Here is a 14,482-nt window from a genome sequence, read left to right on the forward strand (position 1 = left end):
GCAAAGCAGATGGACATATGAATCAACAACTGTCGCACCCGGAACCATCGCACTCAGAAACCAAGCTCGAGGAACGCGCACGGCGCAAAGCGGCAAAGCGTGAGGCAAAGAAGACCGAGATTGCGGTCAGCACTCTGGATGCACTGAAACGTCTGGGATACGCCAATACCACCATGCGCGACATTGCCGAGCACTCCGGCATGTCGCTGGGCAGCCTGACCTATTACTTTACCGACAAGTCGGAGCTGATCACCTATTGCGTACGTCTTTACAAGGCTGAGTTCATAGGTCGTATCGAGAGTGCCGTAAGCGGCCATACCATGCCCGACAGGATTCTCGATAGCCTGGCCGCTGAGCTGGCGAGGTCGATCACTGATGACTTATCCACCCATCGGCTGTGGTATGACATTCGCAGCCAGGCGATGTTCGACCCGAGCTTTCGTCCAGTGGTGGCGGAGATCGAGGACAAACTCAAGCAAACGTTGGGCGCTGCACTACGGGCGGCAGGCATGAAAGGGGAGAAAGGTCTGCCATTGGGGTATGCCATGCTCGACGGTGTCTTTCGCTTGCTGCTGCAGAATACATCAGCCGATCATCAGCCCTGCGATGAGTTGAAACGTCAGTTTCGAATGGCGCTGGAAGGTATTGTCCAGATGACACACTCGTCCTGATCCGCGACTTTCTTGTGGAGAATCCGACTTGTAAAGAGTCCGACCTTGAGATTCTCCGTTGCTCGGGAGCGACCTGGCGAGAACTGCAACCGATCGTTATTGCCATGGGGTGAGCGCTCGACGGGACGACGCCAGGATTCTGTGAGGGTATAATTGATGCAACGATTCCGGAGGCATCATGACCAGCATTACCACTGCAGAACAAGCTCAGCAGGAACTGCTCGAAGAGTTCCAACTGTTCGACAACTGGATGGACCGCTATCAGTACATCATTGATATGGGCAAGGCATTGCCGTCCTTTCCTGACGACTGGAAACTGGATGAACTGAAAATTCAGGGGTGCCAGTCGAATGTCTGGATGCGCCACGAGCGTCGTGGTGATGCTCTGCACTTCGATGCCATCTCTGATGCTGCCATCGTATCTGGGCTCATCGCGGTACTGATGCGTATCTACAATGACCGCATGCCGTCGGATATTGTCGCTACCAGCCCCCACTTCCTCAAGGACCTGGGACTGGACAAGCATCTCTCGCCTACGCGCAGCAATGGCCTCAACAGCATGCTGGAGCGCATCTATCAGGTCGCCCATCAGGAAGCAGCGGCATAACCTGAAATAGATGACCTGAATATAGATGGCCCGAATATAGATAGGACTGAGCATGCGGGGTAACCCGGACAGGAGGAATGAACGTGGTGGGTGGTGTTGACACAGCCTCTGGTCATCAACCTCTTCTGGTGCGTGATGCCAATGATTCAGACATGGCTACGGTGCAGAGCATCTATGCGCACCATGTCCTGCATGGGCTGGCCACTTTCGAGGAAGTCCCTCCTGCTGTCGATGAACTGATGGCACGGCGCAAGGTCATTCTCGACGCAGGGTTGCCATTCCTGGTGGCAGAGCATTGTGGCGACATCGTCGGCTATGCCTATGCAGCAAGCTACCGACCGCGTGCAGCCTACCGGTTCAGTGTCGAGAATTCTGTGTATGTTGCCGAAGGTTGTGGTGGCAATGGCGTCGGTAGTGCTCTGCTGGAAGCGTTGATCAAACGCTGCGAAAAGGGGCCGTGGCGGCAGATGCTGGCAGTGATCGGCAACAGTGAGAACGCGGCATCCATTGCATTGCACCAGCGAATGGGGTTCGCGATGACTGGGACATTTAGTGCTGTTGGCTTCAAGCATGGCCGGTGGGTGGATACCGTCCTGATGCAGCGCGCCCTGGGTAAAGGGGCTGAGTCACGTCCCGATGTTTCTTCCTAGGTTATTTATCCTTGGGATTGAGAGCTTCTGCCGGATTGGAAGCTTCTGTCGGATTGCTGATGTGGTACAGGAGTGGCCGAGGGAGCAATGGGACGAAACTGTGCATCTAGCTCCGGGTCTTCCTGACACATGGTCTCGCTCGGCCCGCCGGGCACCGGGTCTATACCACTGCCTCCGCCAGGGCGGCAGCGCATGATGCGCTTGAAGGTCAGCCAGCCACCCTTGAGTGGCCCATGCACCTGGATGGCCTCCTTGCCGTAATGAGAACAGCTTGGCCAGTAGCGGCAACGAGGTCCGAGAATGGGGCTGAGCAATAGCTGATAGGCTTTGATCAACACCACGGCAGGCAGGGCGAGACAGCGCCGCAGCAGGGAGGCCTGCGCGCCGGAAGCGGCATCTTTTCTTTTCTCGTTGCACATGGTGTTGTCCTCGCTGGCTTCAGGCCCTGATAAGCCCGAGTTGCCAGTCAGTTCCTGGGCGCTTGTTGCTCGGAAGCTTCACCCTCGAAAACCAGCCCCTTGAAAACGGTGGTCTTGAATGTCTGGTTCTTTGAGACCTGGCTCCTTGAAACCTGGCTCCTTGAAACCTAGCTCTTTGAAACTTGGCTCTTTGAAACCTGGCTCTTGGTAGAATAGAGCGTATCAGGATCAATCAGCGGCGAGCTGGTAATGCGAGCCTGATTCCCCTCCAGGCCGACATAGAAGCAGCTCTTGCGTCCAGTGTGGCAAGCAGGGCCTGTTTGATCGACCTGCAGCAACAGGGTATCCCCATCACAGTCCAGGGCGGCGCTCTTCAAATGCTGCTGCTGCCCTGAGGATTCCCCTTTTCGCCACAGCTTCTGGCGCGAACGTGAATAGTAGCAGACACGGCCAGTATTCAAGGTTTCTTCCAGCGCCTCGCGATTCATCCAGGCCATCATCAGTATTTCTCCGCTGTCATGCTGCTGAGCAATGGCGGGCAATAGCCCATCACCATTGAAGCGGATGGCATCCAGAACTTCACTAATGGGGAGGAGAGTGTCGGGGGCGGCGCGTTCAAGACGCTTGAATGTGTCACTCATGACTAGGGTCCAGTAAAAAGGGGCTTTTTATGTCGCTAACGCAGAGGGCTTTTTTTATCGCTGAAGGCTCTTTCTAGCGCTGAAGGCTCTTTGTCGCTAACGCTGAAGGCTCTGACGACAATCCTGGCACAAACCAAGCAACTCAATGGTCTGGCGCTGGACCTGGAAGCCTAGTTCATGGGCCCGGGATGCCAGTTGATCGTTGATCTCGTCCAGGTGCAGTTCTTCGACTCTGCCGCAGTCGCGGCAGATCAGCAGTTGAAAGCGATGTGTATGCTCTGGACAGTGGCAGGCGACATAAGCATTGAGTGATTCAATGCGATGCACCAGCCCCTGGTCAATCAGGAACTCCAGTGCGCGGTACACCGTTGGAGGACGGGCCGCGGCATGTTCGGTGGCAAGCCGATCCAGCAGGTCGTAGGCTTTCAGGCCTCCGCTGGTGTCTGCGATCAGTTCGAGCACGCGGCGCCGAATCGGAGTGAAACGGACACCACGGCGTGCACAATGCTGTTCAGCCTGGTGGAGCAATGCTGTATCGGTCATGTTGTCCAGGTATCGATTCTCGAATCACCAGTCTACGCTGCTGCCGCGGTGCGGGCCAGCAGGCTTAGACAGCGGCAGGAACATCCGTTTCCACCTGTAGCTCACCCTGGCGGGCGAAATGCTGCTGGGAGAATGCCACCCGTTCTTCGACAGGGACACCTTCCGGCTGACGCTCGATCAGGTCCAGGCGGCTACGCAGCCCTTCACCATTGGCCATCTGGATGGCCAGGCCCGGGCGCGCATTGAGCTCGAGCAGCATGGGGCCATGATCACGATCGAGGACCATGTCGGTTCCCAGATAGCCGAGCCCTGTCATTTCATAGCACCCCGAGGCCAGCTCCAGCAGTTTGGTCCAGCCGTTGATGCGCAGGCTGGAAAGTTCGTGCCCGGTATCCGGATGATCCGTACGTGAACGATCGAACTGTACTCCACGAACGGCACGTCCACTGGCGATATCGATGCCAACCCCGACTGCGCCCTGGTGGAGGTTGGCCTTGCCGTCCGAGGCCGCAGTGGACAGACGCATCATGGCCATTACCGGGTAGCCCTTGAAGACGATGACGCGAATGTCCGGCACGCCTTCATAAGTGTATTCGGCGAAACTGGTATCGAAGTTGATCAGCGCCTCGACAAGAGCAACGTCCGGAGAGCCGCCAAGGGAGTACAAGCCGGACAGGATGTTCGAGACATGGCGTTCCACATCTTCGATATCCAGTTCGGCCCCGCTGGGCTTGAGGAAGTGCTTGCCAACGACCTTCTCGATCACCAGGATGCCCTTGCCGCCGCTCCCCTTGGCGGGCTTGATCACAAAGCCGTTGTGGCCGGCAAGCATCTCGGCAATATGCTGGACACCAAACTGAGTGGTGACAGTGCCAATCAGTCCCGGCGTAGTAATGCCGTACTCTTGAGCCAGCAATTTGGTCTTTAGCTTGTCATCAACCAGAGGATACAGCCTGCGGTCGTTGTAGCGACCGATGTAGCGGATGTTCCTTCGGTTCATGCCAATGATGCCCTTGGCCTTCAGCTTGCTTGGGCTGGTCCAGTTACGCATGGCCTGGTCCTCCGTGACACATGACTTAGTCCTCCGTGACCGGCTTGAAGCGTCGCAGCTCCAGCAGGCGGTAACCGGTGTAGTTGCCAAGCAGCAGGATCATTGCCATAAGGATCAACTGAACCCCGAGGAAATTGAAGGTGATATGGCGGATCCAGGGGTTGTTCATCGCCAGGTAGGCCAGAACAGCAGTGATCAGGCTACCGCCACCCTGCTTGAGCACTTCCTTGGGGCCTTCTTCCTCCCACAGGATCGACATCCGCTCGATGGTCCAGGAAAGAATGATCATCGGGAAGAAGGTGATGGTCAGGCCGGCATTGAGGCCCATGCGGTAGGACACTACCGTGAAGATCGAGATGATCGCGATGACGGTTATGATCACCGCCGTGACGCGTGCCACCAGAAGTAGATTGAGATGGGAAAGATAACTTCGGATCACCAGGCCGGTGGCGACTACCAGCAGGAAGCCCACCAGGCCTGTCAGCAGCGAGGTCTGGATGAAGGCCAGGGCAATCAGTACGGGCATGAAGGTACCCGAGGTCTTGAGGCCGACCAGCACCCGCAGGAGCACCACCACCAGAGCGCCGATGGGGATCAGTAGAATGGTCTGGAACAACGCCTGCTCTTCCAGCGGCAGGCTATGAATGGAGAAGTTCAGCAGGGTGTCATTGTCTTCGGCCAGCTGGCTGCGTACAGCGGCGGCAGCCGGCTGGTTGCGGGACAGCATGGAGAAGGAAATACGAGAATTGCTGCCGCCTTCGACTTCAAGCACGGCCTGTCCGGCATTTTCCCACATCAACAGGTTGTCAGGGCGCCCCTGGACTCCGGTGGTCGGGTCGAACAGCATCTGCCGGCCATCATCATAGATCTGCAACCATGAGGTCAGGCTCTGGCGACGACGGCCATCTTCCAGCATCAGACCACTGACTTCCTGGGCAGGCACGCCAGCCTGGTTGAGCAAACGTACCAGCAGAGGGACACGGTCGAACTGGGTCAGCAACAGGCGAGCATTTTCTCCCTGGCGCTCGTCTGTGAATTCGGAGATCAACTCGCGAGTGAAGGTGGAAGCATCCGAAGAGTGGGACCAGGCATCGGAGATGACCTGCTCGGCAGCGGTGTCATAGGGGCGTTCCCAGGCCACTTCCTGAAGTTTCGTGACAGCAGGTGCTTCTGACGCCTTGCGCAGGTCATCAGTGACCAGCACCTGGGCGCTGTAGTACAGGCGCTGGTCGCCGGTGGCCTCACGCGTAGACCATTCGGCACGACGGGCGCCTGCTTCCTGCAGGAAGGACAGTCCATAACCGGGTGAGGCCGTGTGTTCGGTCAGAACACGAAAACCAGGTTGCGATGAAGGCAATGCCATATCCACCTTGGCCGGACCGCCATTGCCATCAAAAATTACCTGGGCCTCGATTTCCCATACCTGGCGCTGTTCACCTGGTGTCCAGGGAACTTCGAATTGCACATGCCGATGAATGCTCATGGCAATGCCCGCCACCATCAACAGGGCGACGATCAGATAAAAGGGGAGTCTGGACATGATTCTTCCTTGCTAGGGACGTAATGCCGGGATGAGAGACCCGGCATACTGGCATTGGGTCTCAGAGAGATTCCTGGTCGTCTTGCTTGGTGTCGGTGGCTTCTTCATCGGCAGAGTCACTGGCAGGTTCGCCGCCAGGGAACTCGGGGCGAGCGTGGAGATAATGCTCTGCTACATCGATGATAGCGATATCCATCAGGAACCGACGGCCCAACAGTACCGGGTAATTGAGTTCGGTACGGTCGGCAAGCGTAAATTCCACCTGTTCCCGAATAGGGCCCAGGGTCATCAAAAGACTGACAACAGGACGGCTTTGCGAGCCATTGGCCTGTGCCACCTTTACCTCTCTCTCTATCGGGGCTTCGATCCACTTGTCCCGAACACTATCAATGACGACATCGTCGTCAGTGAGGCCGAGCTTGAAGCGTACCCAGGAATCACCGTCGCGCTCAAAGGTGCGGATATCCTGGGCACTCAGAGAAGAGGTGTTGGCTCCGGAATCGATGCGGGCCTTGAGGTACGTGCCGACACTGGGCAAGCCGATCCATTCGTTGCGCCCGACCAGTTCCTTGTCGCTGACTCCGTCAATATCGACATGGCGACATTCACTGGCCGCTGGTGCTGGAGTAGATCCGCTAGCGGCATTAGCCAATTCAGATCGCAGGCTGCGCAGTTGGCCATTGATGGCACGGACATCGGAGTTGATCACCTGATCGCGTACAGCACCTTCACTCAGCATGCTCTGAGTCAAGTTGCACTGGCTGGCCAACTGGGCCTCGAGCCGTGCAAGACCCGCATCGAACTGGGCAGGGGAAACAGGAACAGGAGGAGGCGTGCGATCGACCGGCGCCAGGGCACAACCGCCCAACAGCAGGGCGCCCATCAGGGGAAAGACATAAATCGGTCGAAGTGGCATGACGCTAGCGTCCTTGTATCGGCAATACATGAAAATGATTGTGAAAGATCGAGCCGTTGCGCCGCCCATTCAGGGCGGCGTTCAATTCGATAAATGAAGCGATGATAAGGAGCGGTGCCGGTCATGTCCACGGTCTGCCGTCGATAGTCGAGGCATTCTTGTGTGTGAAAGCGTCAATGATGCAGTGCTATCTGCCGATCGCAACTGTGTTGAACCAGAGCTTCGTCGTGGCTCACCAGAAATAACGCGCAGTGTCTTTCCTGGGCCAGTTCCACCAGCAAGGCAACGGTTTTTGATCACTACCATCGTCGATGCTACCAATGTCTTAGCAATTGGGGATACCTCAAACCGTGCGGAATGAGCTACTAATGATAAGCTCATGTAACCGGTTACATGAGCTTATCATTCAAGTTGGCTTGCCATTCAAGACAGCCACGCTGGAACGGCTGCATGAATGCAGCTTGATACGTCATCAGTTCAAAACAACAAGGAGTCGTTGCGCCATGACTGTCACGTCAAACAATCTTGTTCATCGCCATTTGCTCAAGGGAGTGCTGCTGTCTGGCATGGGCCTGCTGTGTGCCTCGCCAGCAGGGGCTCAGGATAGCGGTCAAGAAACCGCATTGCCCATTGCCGTGCAGATGTACACATTGCGGCACCTGGGCTCCCTGGATGATCAGTTCGCCGCCGTGGAACAAGCCGGTGTCGATGCCGTGGAACTGGTAGGTGACCAGGATGTCAGCGCTGAAGAAATGACAACGTTGCTCGACAAGCATGGCCTTGAGGTCATCTCCAGCCATGTGCAGTTGAACAAGCTGCGCAGCGACCTGGATGAGGTGGTCGCTTTCCACAAGGCCATTGGTAACGACACCATCGTCATCCCATATCTGGAAGAAGAGGCTCGGCCCACAGACAAGGCTGGCTGGCAGGCATTGGGCGAAGAAATAGGGGAACTCGCCGATGACCTGGCTCAGCAGGATCTGCATTTGGCCTATCACAATCACGATTTCGAAATGCAGTCCTATGACGGAGAAACTGCGCTGGAAATATTGCTGGATGCAGCAGGCCCTGAAGTGATGGCAGAGGTCGATGTGGCCTGGGTTGCTCGTGCAGGTCTGGATCCAGCAGATTACCTGGCCAATTTCGAGGACCGTCTGTTCGCCATTCATGCCAAGGACAATGCGCCTGAAGGCACGGCTGAGGACGAAAAAGGCTTTGCCGCCCTGGATCAAGGTGTTCTCGATTGGGCAGCGATTCTGCCTGCTGCCGAGGCTGAAGGTAATCCCTGGTACATCATCGAACACGATCAGCCGGCAGACGCACAAGCTGTCATCGAGCAGGGGGCCAGCTTCCTCAAGTCCACCCTGGTGGATGTGGTCAAGCGTTAAGGAACGACCTTTTGGGTACGCGGTTCAGAGACAACAAGAAGACCGGAACAAGGAGGAGGAAGCATGGCGAACCAGCATTATGATGCCATCGTCGTAGGCTCTGGCATCAGTGGAGGATGGGCGGCCAAGGAGCTGACAGAAAAGGGCCTCAAGGTGTTGATGCTTGAGCGGGGGCGCAACATCGAGCATGTCAAGGATTACCACAACGCTCACAAGGAAGCCTGGGACTATCCTCATCGAGGCGAAGCCACCCAGCAGATGAAAGATGATTACCCGGTTCTCAGTCGAGACTACCCGCTCAATGAGCAGACTCAGGGCATGTGGGCCAACGAGAAGGACTGCCCCTATGTCGAGGAAAAGCGCTTCGACTGGTTTCGAGGCTATCACGTGGGTGGCCGTTCCCTGATGTGGGGGCGCCATAGCTACCGTTGGTCGGACCTGGATTTTGAAGCCAATCAGCGCGATGGCATCGCGATTGACTGGCCGATCCGCTATGCCGACCTGCAACCCTGGTACGACCATGTAGAGCGCTTTGCTGGCATTTCCGGTTCCCGGGAAGGCCTGGACGTGCTGCCGGATGGTCAGTTCCTTCCGCCTATCCCACTGAATGTCGTGGAAAAGGACATGGCTGAACGACTGAAGAAGTCATTCGGTGGAACCCGGCATCTGATTCATAGCCGCGTGGCCAATATCACTGAGCCCAAGCCTGAACAAGGGCGTGCCAACTGTCAGTTCCGCGACAAATGCTGGCTGGGGTGTCCGTACGGTGCGTACTTCAGTACTCAATCGTCGACTCTGCCCGCGGCCATGGCCACCGGCAACCTGACCCTGCGGCCTTTCTCCATTGTCACCCAGGTGCTGTACGACAAGGACAAGAAGAAGGCGCGTGGTGTCGAGGTCCTGGATGCAGAAACCAACCAGACCTACGAATACACTGCGGATGTAGTGTTCCTCAATGCCTCTGCGTTCAACTCGACCTGGATCCTGATGAACTCGGCCACGGACATCTGGCCGGATGGCCTTGGCAGCAGCAGCGGTGAGCTGGGCCACAATGTCATGGATCACCATTTCCGTCGTGGTGCGGCAGGTACCATCGAAGGTTATGACGACCGTTACTACTACGGGCGCCGTCCTGCGGGCTTCTATATCCCTCGTTTCCGCAATCTCGGCGATGAACAACGTGATTATCTGCGTGGCTTCGGTTACCAGGGCTCGGCCAGTCGCCAGGGTTGGGAGCGCAACATTGCGGAATTGAGCCCAGGAGCTGCCTTCAAGCAGGCGCTAAGCGAGCCAGGCGGCTGGACGGTTGGCATGACAGGCTTTGGCGAAATGCTGCCATACCACGACAACCGCATCTCCCTGAATCACAGTGTGACCGACAAATGGGGCCTGCCAGTACTGGCCATGAACGTGGAGCTCAAGGAAAACGAGCAGGCCATGCGCAAGGACATGACCCAGGACGCCATGGACATTCTTGAAGCCGCCGGCGTGAAGAATGTAAGAGCGGTAGAGAAAGACTATGGTCCTGGCATGGGCATCCATGAGATGGGAAGCGCGCGCATGGGCCGTGATCCAGCCACTTCGGTACTCAATGCCCATAACCAGGTGTGGGATGCACCCAATGTATTCATCACCGATGGGGCTTGCATGACGTCGGCTTCCTGCGTGAACCCGTCGCTGACATACATGGCACTGACTGCGCGGGCCGTGGATTTCGCCGTATCCGAACTGAAGAAGGGGAATCTGTGATGCAGCGTCGAGAACTGCTGAAGATGATTACCGTGGCGACTGGCGCCGCCATGGTGGGCGGCAATGCCATGTTTACCTGGGCTGCGGGCGATGCTGAAAAGGTGCTGTTCAATGCTGAACAGCGTGGCATCCTGGAAGAAGTCTCGGAGACCATCCTGCCCCGTACGCAAACCCCAGGCGCCAAGGACGCCAAGGTGGCCGAGTTCATGGAAGTGTTCGTACGTGATTGCTACACCGAGCAACAGCGCGCCATCTTCTTGCAGGGTGTCAGTGACATTCAAGCACGTAGTGACGAGAAGTATGGGCGCAGTTTCATGGAGATGGATGCCAATGAGCGTGAAGAGCTCATCGCTGTCCTCGACAAAGAGGCATTGGCCGAACTCCAGGAAAAGGGGATCGAACCAAGCATCGATGATGAGACCGGCGTGACCAATGGCTTTACCCTGATCAAGCAGCTCACGCTGTTCGGCTTCTTTACCTCGAAGGTCGGTGCCACAGAAGTACTGAGCTATGTGGCGGTGCCCGGGCGTTACGATGGCGATCTGACCTACCAGCCTGGAGAGCCAGCCTGGGCGACGTGATCCGTTTTTCCTTCGGCACAATCTATAGCCGTATGCGCTATGCCGTATGTGTCGTCATGCATTGTTCAACTTGATTCTCGATGTGTCATTCATTGAAAGCGGCCTCTGTGACAGAGGCCGCTGACAGGGAGGTGTTGTCATGCCGCAGAGCTCGTCTCTTCGTGGGTTTTCCCGTTTGGGAGCCGCCTGCATGCTGTTATGCGTATCTGGTGGTACCGTGCTGGCGTCTGATGAACTGTCAGCGCAAGAGTTGACACCGGAAGAGCAGCAGGCCGCCAAGACAGAAGTATGGGAGCCTGTGCCAGAGAAAGTCTCGGCGGAACCGGGCCAGGCTCCCTCTGATGCTGTCGTGCTGTTTGATGGAACAAACCTCGATGCCTGGGAAGGCGAAGAGGGTGGCAGCGCGCCATGGAAAATCGAAGATGGGGCTGTCAGCGTTGCCCGGGGACAAGGTGGCATCCGTACCAAGGACGCATTCTGCGACATGCAATTGCATGTCGAATGGCGCGCACCTGCCGACACGCAAGGCTACGATGGCCAGGATCGTGGCAACAGCGGCATCTTCCTGCAGGAGCGTTATGAAGTGCAGGTACTGGATTCCTGGGACAATCCCACCTACGCCAATGGCCAGGCTGCATCGGTCTACAAGCAGCATATCCCGTTGGTGAATGCTTCACGGGCACCGGGAGAGTGGCAGAACTACGATATCATCTTCACTGCGCCACGCTTCGATACCAACGGTGAGCTTGAATCACCGGCCTATGTCAGTGTGCTGCACAACGGCGTGCTGGTGCAGAACCATGTCGAGATCCAGGGCAATACGGAATGGATAGGAGAGCCTGAGTACACGGCACATGACTGTGCTCCGTTGTATCTCCAGGATCACGACGCTGATGTAAGCTATCGCAATATCTGGGTCAGGCCATTGAGTGGCGAGCCCGATAGCGAGAGCTGATGAGGCGGAAATTGGAAGGCTGACACTGCATGAATGGCCCCGACAGCAGGGATGCTGCCGGGGCCTTGTATGTCCAGCGTAGGGAAGGCGGCTAGCGGGCGATCGGCTCTGCCACTTGTTCTCCGACGCCATTCTCGGTGACGTCGCCCTCCACGGCAATGCGTCGCACCCCGAACCAGCCCGTCCACGGGCCAGCTACTGCAAGCACTATCGAGAAGAGCAGGCCGAGATAGTTGAACAGGGCCCAGGGAGCATACTCTATGGTTGCTACGCCCAGGGTGGCGGCCATGTACACCGCCGATACTGTCCAGGGGGCCAGTGGTTCCGGGATCATGCCGCCGTCCTCGAGGCTGCGTGACAGATTCAGGGGGTGCAGACCGCGCTTGCGATACTGTTCGGCGAACAACTCGCGAGTCAGGAAGAAGGTCACGTAACTGTTGCCCGTCGCGAGGATGATCGCCATTCCCGCTGCCAGCGAGGCAAGGATGGTGCCGGTAGCGGAGCGTACGTAGGCAAGGGTCCTGTTCAGGACGACCTGCAGAACGCCGGAGGCTTCCAATGCCGAGGCAAAGAAGAAGGCGCAGAACACGAAGAGTACCGCGCCATGCATGCTGTAGAGCCCACCACGATTGAGCAGAGTCAGCAGCGCCGGCAGGAGACTGTCCACATCGATTTCCGGGTGGATCATGCTCAGCAACTCGACATTGAAACCTGACACTGCGGCTGAGGCCACGGCTGATAGCGGTGCCTGTTGCACGATAAGGGCCAGCACGATGGCGCATAGCGTAGCAAGGAACAGCACTACTAGAGTGGGCTTCTTGCGGATGGAGCCGGTCAGCACGATGACCACCGGTAGCATCAACCACAGATTGAGATCGAAGAGAGAGCGAATCTGCTCGGCACCTTCCGCAATGGCAGCAGGCGTTGCTGTGCTATCTCCCATATTCAGGCCCAGCAACAGATAGACGGCAGCAGCAAGTACTGCGGCCGGCAACGAAGTGAACATCAGATGGCGGATATGTCGATAGAGATCTACGCCGACGACCATGGAGGCCATGATAGTGGTATCGGAAAGTGGTGACAGCTTGTCACCGAAATAAGCCCCGGAAAGCACTGCACCAGCGGTAATGGCGAGATTGACGTCCATGGCCGTGGCGATGCCCATGATGGCCACTCCCAATGTACCGGCGGAACCCCAGGACGTGCCGGTAAAGGTCGACACGATTGCTGTTCCGAAGAAGGCCATCACATACAGGTAACGTGGATCCACCAGTTCCAGGCCGTGGTAGATGAAGTAAGGGATGGTGCCGGAGATCATCCAGGTACCGATGATCATGCCGATGCTGTAAAGCACGAGGATAGCGGTCAGGGCTGTCTTGATCTTGTGGCCCATGATGTCCATTACCGATTGCCAGGTGCCGCCATGAAGGATAGTGAAAAGCGTTGCCACCGCACCGCAACTGATCAGCACCAGTTCAGTGTGCAGACCTGAGATGACGATGCCATAGGTAATCGCGACAGCAATGGCGGTTACCAGTAATAGCGATGGTACGAAACCCGGTTGTAATTGTTGCTGAGCTGGCATGTGGAATCCTCCTGAAGCGCTCAGTGATCGAGGGCGTTCAACCCCCTGGCAAGATCGGCAAGGATGTCGTCGATGTCCTCCAGACCAATGGCAAGACGAATAAGTGGCTGTCCACTGCCATCGGGACGCATGGGAGACACCGCGAGACTTTCATAACCGCCCCAGCTCACCCCGATGCGGAACAGCTGAAGCGCATCGATGAATCTGGCGATCCGGGAATAGGTCGGCTGCTGGATTCGGAAGCTCAATAGTCCCGTGTGACCACTGAGCTGCTTTTCTGCCCAATTGGCGACCTGGCCTGATGCGAGACTGGGATGATGGACTTCCAGCACCTGAGGCTGGGCAGCGAGGAACCTGACGACGTGCAGTGCGTTGCGCTGATGTTCTGCCATGCGCAATGGCAGCGTACGCAGACCTCGTAGAACCAGCGCGGCATTCTGTGGGGCCAGGGCGGCACCAAGCAGTTGATGGCCGACAGCGAACAACCGGTCAACCATCTCGGAGGAGCCGATGACGGCGCCTCCGACGACGTCGCTGTGCCCCCCGATGTACTTGGATAAGGAATGAATGACGAGATCGAAGCCGTGTTGCAGTGGTTTCTGGAACAGCGGTGTGGCCCAGGTGTTATCAATGACCGTGATGATGTTGCGGGTACTGGCCAGACGAGCGATGGCATCCAGGTCTGCCAGCTCCATCAGCATGGATGAAGGGCTTTCCACGTAGATGAGGCGGGTAGTGGGACGTAGCGCGGCCTCGATATCATCGTCGCCGCGAATGCCGTCATGCGCGATGCCATAGGCACCAAGCTGGTCGAGCAGCTCGACCGTCGGGCCATAAGTCTGGTTGATGCGCAGTACATGGTCACCCTGACGCAGTAGCGAGAACAGTGTGGCTGCGATGGCTCCCATGCCCGAGGCAAATGCCTTGCAGGCTTCACCACGTTCAAGAGCCGCAAGCTTGTGCTCCACCAGCTTGATGCCGGGGTTGAGTCCACGGCTATAGATGTAGTGTTCGCGTTCCTTCAACTGAGCGCGACTGAAAGTTTCCAGATCAGGAAAGGTGAAGATGCTGGTCTGGTAGACTGGCGGAGTGACCGCACCATGGTGGCCCGCGTCTTCTTCAAAGGCATGATGGCAGATGTAGCGATCCTGGCTGTCCAATTGCGTACCTCGTCATACGATTTATG

General features: G+C 57.0%; 16 protein-coding genes. 7 read left to right on the plus strand and 9 right to left on the minus strand.

Features of this window, described 5'->3' with window-relative positions; genetic code table 11:
- The first annotated feature begins 17 nt into the window (after positions 1-17).
- The 3 genes from E4T21_RS09650 (at position 18) to E4T21_RS09660 (ending at position 1,928) form a co-directional block, all read left to right on the plus strand.
- Complete coding sequence (locus E4T21_RS09650) at positions 18-671, plus strand: TetR/AcrR family transcriptional regulator (protein ID WP_149284790.1); 654 nt, start codon at positions 18-20, stop codon at positions 669-671.
- A 178-nt stretch (positions 672-849) separates the two neighbouring features.
- Positions 850-1,278, plus strand: coding sequence for a SufE family protein (locus E4T21_RS09655; RefSeq protein WP_149284791.1), 429 nt, complete (start codon positions 850-852; stop codon positions 1,276-1,278).
- A gap of 77 nt (positions 1,279-1,355) precedes the next feature.
- A complete protein-coding gene (locus tag E4T21_RS09660) occupies positions 1,356-1,928 on the plus strand; it encodes a GNAT family N-acetyltransferase (RefSeq protein ID WP_149284792.1) in 573 nt (190 codons plus the stop codon).
- 5 nt (positions 1,929-1,933) lie between these two features.
- On the opposite strand, the gene yidD is transcribed toward E4T21_RS09660, so the two are convergent.
- The 7 genes from yidD to E4T21_RS09690 all read right to left on the minus strand — a co-directional run bounded on the left by yidD (position 1,934) and on the right by E4T21_RS09690 (position 7,038).
- Positions 1,934-2,347, minus strand: coding sequence for a membrane protein insertion efficiency factor YidD (yidD, locus tag E4T21_RS09665; protein ID WP_149284793.1), 414 nt, complete (start codon positions 2,345-2,347; stop codon positions 1,934-1,936).
- Between the two features lie 19 nt (positions 2,348-2,366).
- Entirely contained in the window at positions 2,367-2,579 is a 213-nt protein-coding gene (locus E4T21_RS21650) for a pentapeptide repeat-containing protein (protein WP_149284794.1), read from the minus strand.
- Complete coding sequence (hisI, locus tag E4T21_RS09670) at positions 2,515-2,988, minus strand: phosphoribosyl-AMP cyclohydrolase (protein WP_149284795.1); 474 nt, start codon at positions 2,986-2,988, stop codon at positions 2,515-2,517. The genes E4T21_RS21650 and hisI overlap by 65 nt, the downstream gene beginning before the upstream one ends.
- 96 nt (positions 2,989-3,084) lie before the next feature.
- Positions 3,085-3,531, minus strand: coding sequence for a transcriptional repressor (locus E4T21_RS09675; protein WP_149284796.1), 447 nt, complete (start codon positions 3,529-3,531; stop codon positions 3,085-3,087).
- Between the two features lie 64 nt (positions 3,532-3,595).
- Positions 3,596-4,582 carry an alpha-L-glutamate ligase-like protein gene (locus E4T21_RS09680; protein WP_149284797.1) on the minus strand — a complete coding sequence of 329 codons (987 nt, stop codon included), beginning with the start codon at positions 4,580-4,582 and terminating at the stop codon, positions 3,596-3,598.
- 25 nt (positions 4,583-4,607) lie between these two features.
- Positions 4,608-6,122: a UUP1 family membrane protein gene (locus E4T21_RS09685; RefSeq protein WP_149284798.1), complete on the minus strand. Its 1,515-nt coding sequence runs from the start codon at positions 6,120-6,122 to the stop codon at positions 4,608-4,610.
- Between the two features lie 61 nt (positions 6,123-6,183).
- On the minus strand, positions 6,184-7,038 hold the full coding sequence (locus E4T21_RS09690; RefSeq protein ID WP_149284799.1) for an ATP-dependent zinc protease family protein: 855 nt from the start codon (positions 7,036-7,038) through the stop codon (positions 6,184-6,186).
- Positions 7,039-7,541: 503 nt separating this feature from the next.
- Here E4T21_RS09690 and E4T21_RS09695 point away from each other — a divergent pair.
- The 4 genes from E4T21_RS09695 (at position 7,542) to E4T21_RS09710 (ending at position 11,711) form a co-directional block, all read left to right on the plus strand.
- Positions 7,542-8,426, plus strand: coding sequence for a sugar phosphate isomerase/epimerase family protein (locus E4T21_RS09695; protein ID WP_149284800.1), 885 nt, complete (start codon positions 7,542-7,544; stop codon positions 8,424-8,426).
- 63 nt (positions 8,427-8,489) lie between these two features.
- Positions 8,490-10,175 carry a GMC oxidoreductase gene (locus E4T21_RS09700; RefSeq protein ID WP_149284801.1) on the plus strand — a complete coding sequence of 562 codons (1,686 nt, stop codon included), beginning with the start codon at positions 8,490-8,492 and terminating at the stop codon, positions 10,173-10,175.
- Positions 10,175-10,756 carry a gluconate 2-dehydrogenase subunit 3 family protein gene (locus E4T21_RS09705; RefSeq protein ID WP_149284802.1) on the plus strand — a complete coding sequence of 194 codons (582 nt, stop codon included), beginning with the start codon at positions 10,175-10,177 and terminating at the stop codon, positions 10,754-10,756. The genes E4T21_RS09700 and E4T21_RS09705 overlap by 1 nt, the downstream gene beginning before the upstream one ends.
- A 190-nt stretch (positions 10,757-10,946) precedes the next feature.
- Complete coding sequence (locus E4T21_RS09710; protein WP_149284803.1) at positions 10,947-11,711, plus strand: 3-keto-disaccharide hydrolase; 765 nt, start codon at positions 10,947-10,949, stop codon at positions 11,709-11,711.
- Positions 11,712-11,802: 91 nt separating this feature from the next.
- On the opposite strand, the gene nhaC is transcribed toward E4T21_RS09710, so the two are convergent.
- Both nhaC and E4T21_RS09720 read right to left on the minus strand, forming a co-directional pair.
- Positions 11,803-13,296: a Na+/H+ antiporter NhaC gene (gene nhaC / locus E4T21_RS09715; RefSeq protein ID WP_149284804.1), complete on the minus strand. Its 1,494-nt coding sequence runs from the start codon at positions 13,294-13,296 to the stop codon at positions 11,803-11,805.
- A gap of 20 nt (positions 13,297-13,316) precedes the next feature.
- Complete coding sequence (locus E4T21_RS09720; RefSeq protein WP_149284805.1) at positions 13,317-14,456, minus strand: trans-sulfuration enzyme family protein; 1,140 nt, start codon at positions 14,454-14,456, stop codon at positions 13,317-13,319.
- Positions 14,457-14,482: the final 26 nt, after the last annotated feature.

Origin of the sequence: Halomonas binhaiensis, assembly GCF_008329985.2 — a bacterium.
Classification (GTDB): Bacteria; Pseudomonadota; Gammaproteobacteria; order Pseudomonadales; family Halomonadaceae; genus Halomonas; species Halomonas binhaiensis.

Excerpts from the sequence above, each read along its gene's own strand:
- nhaC (WP_149284804.1), bottom strand. The coding sequence starts at position 13,296 with ATGCCAGCTCAGCAACAATTACAACCGGGTTTCGTACCATCGCTATTA.
- E4T21_RS09705 (WP_149284802.1), top strand. The coding sequence starts at position 10,175 with ATGCAGCGTCGAGAACTGCTGAAGATGATTACCGTGGCGACTGGCGCC.
- E4T21_RS09700 (WP_149284801.1), top strand. The coding sequence starts at position 8,490 with ATGGCGAACCAGCATTATGATGCCATCGTCGTAGGCTCTGGCATCAGT.
- E4T21_RS09690 (WP_149284799.1), bottom strand. The coding sequence starts at position 7,038 with ATGCCACTTCGACCGATTTATGTCTTTCCCCTGATGGGCGCCCTGCTG.
- E4T21_RS09680 (WP_149284797.1), bottom strand. The coding sequence starts at position 4,582 with ATGCGTAACTGGACCAGCCCAAGCAAGCTGAAGGCCAAGGGCATCATT.
- E4T21_RS09675 (WP_149284796.1), bottom strand. The coding sequence starts at position 3,531 with ATGACCGATACAGCATTGCTCCACCAGGCTGAACAGCATTGTGCACGC.
- E4T21_RS09685 (WP_149284798.1), bottom strand. The coding sequence starts at position 6,122 with ATGTCCAGACTCCCCTTTTATCTGATCGTCGCCCTGTTGATGGTGGCG.
- E4T21_RS09710 (WP_149284803.1), top strand. The coding sequence starts at position 10,947 with ATGCTGTTATGCGTATCTGGTGGTACCGTGCTGGCGTCTGATGAACTG.
- hisI (WP_149284795.1), bottom strand. The coding sequence starts at position 2,988 with ATGAGTGACACATTCAAGCGTCTTGAACGCGCCGCCCCCGACACTCTC.
- E4T21_RS09650 (WP_149284790.1), top strand. The coding sequence starts at position 18 with ATGAATCAACAACTGTCGCACCCGGAACCATCGCACTCAGAAACCAAG.
- yidD (WP_149284793.1), bottom strand. The coding sequence starts at position 2,347 with ATGTGCAACGAGAAAAGAAAAGATGCCGCTTCCGGCGCGCAGGCCTCC.
- E4T21_RS09655 (WP_149284791.1), top strand. The coding sequence starts at position 850 with ATGACCAGCATTACCACTGCAGAACAAGCTCAGCAGGAACTGCTCGAA.
- E4T21_RS09695 (WP_149284800.1), top strand. The coding sequence starts at position 7,542 with ATGACTGTCACGTCAAACAATCTTGTTCATCGCCATTTGCTCAAGGGA.
- E4T21_RS09660 (WP_149284792.1), top strand. The coding sequence starts at position 1,356 with ATGAACGTGGTGGGTGGTGTTGACACAGCCTCTGGTCATCAACCTCTT.